9 protein-coding genes are annotated in these 7,210 nt (G+C 69.9%); 4 read left to right on the top strand and 5 right to left on the bottom strand.

Features of this window, described 5'->3' with window-relative positions; translation table 11 throughout:
• Positions 1-208 precede the first annotated feature (208 nt).
• From TR50_RS37915 to TR50_RS37890, 5 genes are all read right to left on the bottom strand, one after another.
• On the bottom strand, positions 209-427 hold the full coding sequence (locus TR50_RS37915; RefSeq protein ID WP_042433399.1) for a hypothetical protein: 219 nt from the start codon (positions 425-427) through the stop codon (positions 209-211).
• A 793-nt stretch (positions 428-1,220) separates the two neighbouring features.
• Entirely contained in the window at positions 1,221-1,553 is a 333-nt protein-coding gene (locus tag TR50_RS37905; RefSeq protein WP_042433393.1) for a hypothetical protein, read from the bottom strand.
• 346 nt (positions 1,554-1,899) lie between these two features.
• Positions 1,900-2,082, bottom strand: coding sequence for an LPXTG cell wall anchor domain-containing protein (locus TR50_RS37900; protein ID WP_042433391.1), 183 nt, complete (start codon positions 2,080-2,082; stop codon positions 1,900-1,902).
• A gap of 244 nt (positions 2,083-2,326) precedes the next feature.
• Positions 2,327-2,605 (bottom strand): hypothetical protein, encoded by a 279-nt coding sequence (locus TR50_RS37895; protein ID WP_042433388.1) that lies wholly within the window; start codon positions 2,603-2,605, stop codon positions 2,327-2,329.
• 316 nt (positions 2,606-2,921) lie between these two features.
• Positions 2,922-3,902 carry a GlxA family transcriptional regulator gene (locus TR50_RS37890; protein ID WP_042433385.1) on the bottom strand — a complete coding sequence of 327 codons (981 nt, stop codon included), beginning with the start codon at positions 3,900-3,902 and terminating at the stop codon, positions 2,922-2,924.
• Positions 3,903-4,037: 135 nt separating this feature from the next.
• On the opposite strand from TR50_RS37890, the gene TR50_RS37885 reads away from it, so the two are divergent.
• The 4 genes from TR50_RS37885 (at position 4,038) to TR50_RS37870 (ending at position 7,176) form a co-directional block, all read left to right on the top strand.
• Positions 4,038-5,003 (top strand): NADP-dependent oxidoreductase, encoded by a 966-nt coding sequence (locus TR50_RS37885; RefSeq protein ID WP_042433382.1) that lies wholly within the window; start codon positions 4,038-4,040, stop codon positions 5,001-5,003.
• Positions 5,004-5,223: 220 nt separating this feature from the next.
• The gene (locus TR50_RS46220) at positions 5,224-5,502 is read left to right on the top strand and encodes a hypothetical protein (RefSeq protein WP_152648852.1); all 279 of its coding nucleotides are present in this window, start codon (positions 5,224-5,226) and stop codon (positions 5,500-5,502) included.
• A gap of 368 nt (positions 5,503-5,870) precedes the next feature.
• The gene (locus tag TR50_RS44990; protein ID WP_084701683.1) at positions 5,871-6,536 is read left to right on the top strand and encodes a flavoprotein; all 666 of its coding nucleotides are present in this window, start codon (positions 5,871-5,873) and stop codon (positions 6,534-6,536) included.
• Complete coding sequence (locus tag TR50_RS37870) at positions 6,463-7,176, top strand: hypothetical protein (RefSeq protein WP_042433372.1); 714 nt, start codon at positions 6,463-6,465, stop codon at positions 7,174-7,176. The genes TR50_RS44990 and TR50_RS37870 overlap by 74 nt, the downstream gene beginning before the upstream one ends.
• Positions 7,177-7,210 lie beyond the last annotated feature (34 nt).

Raw genomic sequence — 7,210 nt, 5'->3', positions numbered from 1 at the left:
AAAACCGGGAACTCTGCTGTCGTCGTGGGTGGTACGAGGGTGGCCATTCCGCCGGGGCCCGGGACCGTGGAGGTGGGGATTGCGGCTGTCATCTCAGGATGTGTGTCCTCTGGCGTCTTCCGCCCGGGCAGGCGCCCCGGGCTCGTCCGTCCTCCTTGGCGGCCGGGGACTCGGACTACGAGTTCCCGGCCGCCGGGGCGCCGTGCTGCTACTGGATGACCCAGATGCCCTGGGCGGCCTGGGAGGCGGCGGTGGCCCCGTCGGATCCCAGGTTCAGCGCGACCGACTGGTTGTGGGCGTTGACGTGGGCGACGTGCTTGGTCACGTTCGTGGCCTTGGTGAAGCTGAACTTCAGGCGGCCCAGCGCCTCACGGCCCGGCAGCAGCTCGGCCGACTCGGCGTCCAGCTCGTGCATCTCCATGCTCATGAATGCCTCGCTCTCGATAGGACAGGCGGATGTCCGATGTCCAATGACATTGGACGAAATGTCCAACGAAATTGGACAGTAGACCCTCGGCGATGGGCACTGCAAGTAGTCGGCGACTACTACCAGTGATCATGTCCGAGGTCCGCCGCTGCTGCCGGGCGGTCTTGGACAACTCGGTCGGCCCTACGGCGACACGGCCCGCTGGGCCGTGCGCGACGGGCCGGCGAGCATGCCGCCGGACCTCACGTGGCCTCGCGCGACCTCAAGGGGTCGCCGGAGCGGCGACTGCGCACAAGCCCGACCGGCCCAGCGGGACCGGCCACGACACCGGCTCCCCGCAGAAGCACCAGAGGCCTGGTCCCCGCGCGACCGACCCCAGGTCCGACAGCACCGCCCGCACACCCGCAAGCGCCTCCTCGGTCGGCATGCCAGCGCGGACCACCACGGCAACCTCACGTGCATCCCATGCCACGTCCTGCTCGGCCGCACCCGCCACGCGGACCACCACGCACATGACGAACCCTCAACTTCCACTCGCAGGCGGAGCCGCGCCAGCGGCCCGCACCACACGAGTGTGCCCCTCCGCCGCGGTCCGCACCCGCCTCCGGGGCGCCATCGCGCAGCACGCCTGTCCCGGGCGCTGCTCCGGCACCACCACGCCCCCCGTCCGGCGCACCATCCAGGGACCGATCGGCCCTTGACGCTCCGCGCGAAACCGGCCTCCGAAAGCAGCCCGGCGCCCAGGCGGCCGGGTACCTCTCGCGCGCCGCCATGCCGCCCGCCAGGCGATGGGTCACAGGGACGGACTGCGCGGCGCCGGGAGAGGCGCCAGCACGCCGCAGCCGTTCACCGCTCCGTGGACCACGACGGCTGCGCTGCCCGAATCGGCCTCTTCCAGCGCCGCCAGCGACTGAGCGATCCAGTCCCGCTCACCACTGCGCGAATCCGGCCACAGCGCGTCCACCTGCTGCGCGAACTGACGCGCCCGCAGCCGGGAGAGGTACCAACACGACAACAACCCGGCGCCGACGAGCAACAGCGCGACCCCGACCAGCCCCTCCAGCAACCGACTGAGCACCGCGGTCACCTCGCGCGTCGCGAAGCCGCGGCCGTCAAGACCGCGCACAGCGGCACGGTCTCACGATCACGAACGAAGAAAGGCATGCCATACCTCGATTCAGCACAGGCGGAAATGAGCACTCCCGGACAGGGATCCAACGGTGAGTGCGGCGACAGCCCGAGAATCTAGCCGTAGATGTAGATGCGTATTCGTCTCGGGGGAAACTCCCGGCGCACTCGCCCATCCCCGCGCCCCTCAGGCGCGACCCACTACCACTCGTCGGTCCGCCGAATCCCTCCGATGTCCGCTGGGAGCGTGGGTCACAGTTGACGCTCACGTGCGGCTTCGGCGTCGGCCGGACTGGGCGCGGGGCTCGCTGTCGCGCTTCTGCCGCACGACGTGGCTTGAGGGACTACCGGCGTCGGCGTCGGGCGAGGCCCAGCAGCGCCAGGCCGACGAGGACGACCAGCGCGCCCAGCACGGCGTATCCGGAGTGTCCGCTCATCATCGAGCCACGCATCGCCCCGGTTCCCTGGGCGATCCACACCCCGCCGACCGCGACCAGTACGACTCCGATGACAACGCGGATCCACATCCCACACCTCCGTACGGTGCCGGGCGGATGCTCGGGAGCACTCGACACCCTCAGCTGTTACGCCGACCGACGCGTTCGGGTTCAACGGAGCCGGCGAAATGGTGGGACGTGACGGATGGCGGAGGCCGGCAGGCATGACCACCCCGGCTCCGCGGCGCACCGACGGCGAGGCGACAGTCGACGCGGGGCCATCCGGAGCACGAGCAGGACGATGCCCGAGCAGGACGATGCCCGAGCTACCTGGTCAGGGCCGAATCGCGGCCTCGGTGAGTACAGCGGCGCTGCACTTGCTCACCTCCACGGTGGGCTCGTTGACCTTGCACCAGTCGAACAGCGTGGTGACGCACGCTTGCGTGGCCGCGGTATCCGGTTGGCTGACGCAGGCAGGTATGGCCGTGGTGCTGGGCTGGGTGTGGGTCTGCCTCGTGAGAGCGACGACGATGGTGAGGATCAGCCCGAGTATGAGCACGGCGCCGAGTCGGGCGAAGCGGTTGGTCGCGAGATGGTGCAGAAGCAGGTACATCGGGTCCCCCGGGTGAAGGCCCTGGTCAGGGCGAGTGTCGGGTGATCATAGGGGTTGGCTCGCCCACGAACCCAATGCGGTGATCTGTTTGCTCCGGAGTGCCCGGTTACGTCTGGGCGACCGTCGCGAAGGGCCTTGACCGACCGGGCCGCAGCGCGCCGCCGACAACACCGCGCCTGCCCCGCTCGCCTGGCGGTCGCTCACGCCTTCGCTGCGATGAGTGCGTCCGGTTCGGGTCGGTGAGGACTTCGCTGACCAGGTCGATCTCGTCGGGTGGTGGTGTTGTCCCGCCCACAGCCCGGCTCCGGCCGGTTGGTCATCGTTCCGTCACCGGCTCCGGTGCGTTGTGGGCCCGACGGTAGGCCAGTGGCGACAGGCCCAGGTGCGCGTGGAAGTGCTTGCGCAGGGCGACAGGATCGCCGAAGCCGCAGGTGGCGGCGATCCGCGCGACGGTGAGATCGGTGGACTCCAGCAGCAGGCGCGCGTGCGCCAGCCGCCGCTGTGCCAACCACTTCAGCGGGCTGCTGCCCACCTCGCCGCGGAACCGCCGGGTGAAGGTCCGTACGCTCATGTGCGCGTGCCGGGCCATGTCCTCCAGAGTGACCGGCTGGGCGAGCCGGTCCAGGGCCCACTGCCGGGTCGCCGAAGTGGAACGGTCCGTGTCCTGCGGAACCGGGTGCTCGATGAACTGTGCCTGCCCGCCCTCGCGCCACGGCGCCACCACGCAGCGGCGCGCGGCGGCCGAGGCCACCGCCGCCCCGTGGTCCAGGCGGACCAGGTGCAGGCACAGGTCGATGCCGGCCGCTCCGCCGGCGGACGTGAGGATGCGTCCGTTGTCGACGAACAGGACGTCAGGATCGACGTCGACGTCGGGGAAGAGCCGCGTCAGCGCGTCACACAGCGCCCAGTGCGTGGTGGCCCGCCGGCCGTCGAGCAGACCGGCCGCCGCGAGCAGGAAAGCCGAGGTGCACAGGCTGACGATGCGGGTCCGTGGCCCTATCCGGTCCAGTGCTGCGGCGAGCTCCTCGGGGAGCGTGCCGGTCGTGAGCAGGTGCTCGCTGGGCTCCTGGGTGGCGAGAACGACGGTGTCCGCGGTCTCCAGCGCCGACTCGTCGTGGTCGACGACGATCCGGTAGTCCTCGTGCGTGCGTACCGGTCGGCCGCCGAGGGAGCAGGTGACGACGGAGTACAGACGGGTCCCGTCCGGTTCGCAGGCCTCGTTGAACACCCGGGCCGGGATCCCGAGGTCCAGCGGCAGGACTCCGTCGAGGGCGAGAACGGCGACACGATGCGGCATGGCCGGAATAGTACGACAGGTGACTCTCCGGCCACTCACCCGCCTTCGCGGGCACACGCCACTGTTTCTTCTGCCGGGGCCGCGGCCCCGGCGAAAGAACGAAGAAACAGCGAGACGGACACGAGCGAGGACAAAATGAGTGAGCACACCATGCGGGCTGTCACCGTCAGGGAGTTCGGCGGGCCGCAGGTGCTGACCGCCGAGGAGGTCGCGCGCCCCGAGCCGCTGCCGACCGAGGTGCTGGTGCGCGTGCACGCCGCGGGCGTCAACCCGGTGGACTGGAAGACCCGCGAAGGCCACGGCATGGCGGGGCTGCAGACGTTCCCGCTGATCCTCGGCTGGGACGTCTCCGGTGTCGTCGAGGAGGTCGGCTTCGGCGTCACCACCCTCGCGCCCGGAGACGAGGTGTACGGCATGCCGTGGTTCCCGCGCGCCGCCGGCGGCTACGCCGAGTACGTGACCGCACCGGCCCGCCAGTGGGCCCGCAAGCCGGCCACCCTGGACCACGTGCACGCGGCCGCCGTGCCGCTGGCGGCACTGACCGCCTGGCAGACCGTGGTCGACACCGCCCACGTGCAGGCCGGCCAGCGCGTCCTGATCACGGCCGCCGCCGGCGGGGTGGGCCACTTCGCGGTGCAGTTCGCCCGGCACCTGGGCGCCCACGTGATCGCCACCGCCGGCGCCGCACGGCATCCCTGGCTCAAGGAACTCGGCGCCGACGAGACCATCGACTACACCACCACCCGCTTCGAGGACGCCACCAAGGACGTCGACGTCGTCATCGACCTGGTGGGCGACGCCCACGATCAGACCGGCACCCGCTCGCTCAAGGTCCTGCGCCCGGGCGGCTTGCTCGTCGCCGTCCCGGCCGGCGTCTCCCCGGAGCTGGCCCAGGCCGCCGAGGCGGCCGGCGTGCGGGTCACCCCGTACCTCGTCGAGCCGGACGGCGCGGCGCTGACGAGGATCGCAGGCCTGATCGACGCCGGCGAGGTCGCCGTCGAGGTGGAGGAGACCTTCCCGCTGGAGCAGGCCGGCGCGGCCCACGCCCGCCTCGCGACCGGCCGCACCCGCGGCAAGGTCGTCCTCACGGTCGCCGACTGACGCTCCTCGCAGCCAGTTTGGAGCAGTCGCCCGCAAGCGGCTCGGCGGCCGCTCGGCAGGAAAGCTGGGGCCCGGCACCGGATGGTGCCGGGCCTTCGGCTGCAACGGGGAGATCGGGACCGGGGCCTCAGGATGGGGGGTCCTGTCGGCAGGCCGCAGGCGCGAGGGCGGCGCGGCCCGGCAGTCCCGCCGCCATGCCGCGCGCCTTACACTCTGGGGCGTGATCATCTCCGCGGACGGCATGAGCGTTTATCAGCTCAGCGAGCATTCGGGTCAGATAGACCTGCTTGTCTGGTTCATTCTGTTCGTGGTCTGGGCGGTGACCACCACCCGAGGGAAAGGGCCTGCTGCAGCGACGCCCACGGAGCAACAACACGCTGATCAGCTCGCCCGCAGGCGATTCCGGCGGATCACAGGGGCTTGCGCAGTGATCGCCATCCTGTGGCCCGTCCTCGGTGCCTTTGCCCAGTATTCCGCGTGCCGGACCGGCGCTTGTTAATTCTCCAGCGGTAGGTCTTCGGTGACCAACGACTCGGCACGGATATCCGCATCCGATTCCGCCTGGCCGCCGCGCCAGAGCTCGGGGACTTCGAGTACGGAACATCGGGATGCAGGACCTCGCCGCCTCCCTCGAAGCCGTCGGCTCGGACGTCGCGTCCCTGCCCCCGTTCAGCACGTGGCAACCGGCGGATCCCCCGTCGAACTCTCCTGAACCGGAATCCACCGGCCGAAGACACCCCTGCGTCGGTGCCGCATGTCGTCAACGGCGCGTGATCACACCTCGAGCGCTGCCGATCGGGTGATCTTTCCCGCTGAACGGCACGGCTCGGGTACAGGGTCGTCTGCTCGCGTTATCTACTGGCCGGCATGGGTGAGTTCGACGCGCCGGTCATGGGCCCCGCCTTTGTCGAACGGGCACGGCAGGAGGGCCTGACCGTAGTCATCGGTGCGGGCTCGGTGGCGGCGGCGAACCTGGGGGGTCTGGCCTACGAACTCAAGCGGACCCGACCCGGTCCGCTCGTGGTGATCCTCACCGAGGCGGCCGAGCGGTTTGTGACCCCAACTGCGGTGCGCCACCTCGGGCAATGCCCGGTGCTGAGGGAGGAGGCCACTGCTCCGTCCCTCGAGCCGCTCCATGTGTGGCTGACCGATGTCGCGACTCGGCTGCTCGTCTACCCCGCCTCGGCGGGCTTTCTGGCGCGCACCGCAGCGGGAATGGCAACCGACCTGGCATCCACCACCCTGCTCTGTGCGACCGGCATCCCCACGCTGATGGTGCCCTCGATGCACCCGCGCATGTGGGCCAACTGCCTGGTCCAGCAGAACGTACAGCGCCTGCGCGAGGCGGGCGTCAGCGTTCTGGGTTCTCCCAACGGCATGGCGCCTCCCGTCGAAGCCGTGGTGTCAGCGTTGTCCGACCTGTCCACAGGGCCGGAAATCCGATCAGGAAGGCAAGGACATGACCACGACGGGCGCGAACGCGACCAACGTCATCCAGATCATCGTCTACGTGCCGGTGAACATTCCCGATGACCAGCGCTCCACGTTCGAACAGAAAGTCGGGGACTTCCTCTTCGGCTCCGATCGGGTGCGTCCCGAACTGCGGGAGGCCTTGGAGGCCGAAGGCGTGGACTTCAACCACCTCGCCCTGCTGTCGCAGCAGCCGGCGATCGGATTGTGTCCGTCGCCCGGGGCGCTGGAGTTCGTTCCGAGCGAGCGCGTGGCCGAGGTCTGCCAGCGCCACGGGATCGACCTGACCTCAGGCGGGTCCGTTCAGGTCGGCTTCAAGTACGACGTCTACGACGGCGATCGGAATCCTCCGTCGGACGCGCTGGAGATCATGCTCAAGCTGCCCCGCATCGTCCACCAAGAGGCGTCGGACTCCGCCGAACTCGTCGCAGACATCGTCCGAGCCCTCTTCGGTGACTGCCAGTTGGCCGCGCCGGCCCAGGCGTACCTGCGCGCTCACGGCATCAACCTGACTGAGATCGCGGCGCGCAACGTGGACCGTCTGGGCGGGGCGGACGTCCCGTTCACCTCGCGCGTGAGTCCGGAGGTCCACAGCTACCTGTCGGAACGCGGATTCAACCTCGACCAGATGGGGCGGTTCGACGTGAATGCCGTCGCCGTGGTCAACGCCGGAGTCACCTGGACCAAGGCCACCTGCTGTTGAAGCCTCTGGCGCGGCCTGTCAGTTCGCGTGACCG

Source organism: Streptacidiphilus anmyonensis (assembly GCF_000787855.1).
Classification (GTDB): Bacteria; Actinomycetota; Actinomycetes; order Streptomycetales; family Streptomycetaceae; genus Streptacidiphilus; species Streptacidiphilus anmyonensis.
This window is presented reverse-complemented; position numbering and strand designations above follow the sequence as displayed.

What these genes read in the sequence shown, in the direction of transcription:
- TR50_RS37915 (WP_042433399.1), bottom strand. Translation starts at nt 427, where the DNA reads ATGAGCATGGAGATGCACGAGCTGGACGCCGAGTCGGCCGAGCTGCTG.
- TR50_RS37900 (WP_042433391.1), bottom strand. Translation starts at nt 2,082, where the DNA reads ATGTGGATCCGCGTTGTCATCGGAGTCGTACTGGTCGCGGTCGGCGGG.
- TR50_RS37895 (WP_042433388.1), bottom strand. Translation starts at nt 2,605, where the DNA reads ATGTACCTGCTTCTGCACCATCTCGCGACCAACCGCTTCGCCCGACTC.
- TR50_RS37890 (WP_042433385.1), bottom strand. Translation starts at nt 3,902, where the DNA reads ATGCCGCATCGTGTCGCCGTTCTCGCCCTCGACGGAGTCCTGCCGCTG.
- TR50_RS37885 (WP_042433382.1), top strand. Translation starts at nt 4,038, where the DNA reads ATGAGTGAGCACACCATGCGGGCTGTCACCGTCAGGGAGTTCGGCGGG.
- TR50_RS44990 (WP_084701683.1), top strand. Translation starts at nt 5,871, where the DNA reads ATGGGTGAGTTCGACGCGCCGGTCATGGGCCCCGCCTTTGTCGAACGG.
- TR50_RS37870 (WP_042433372.1), top strand. Translation starts at nt 6,463, where the DNA reads ATGACCACGACGGGCGCGAACGCGACCAACGTCATCCAGATCATCGTC.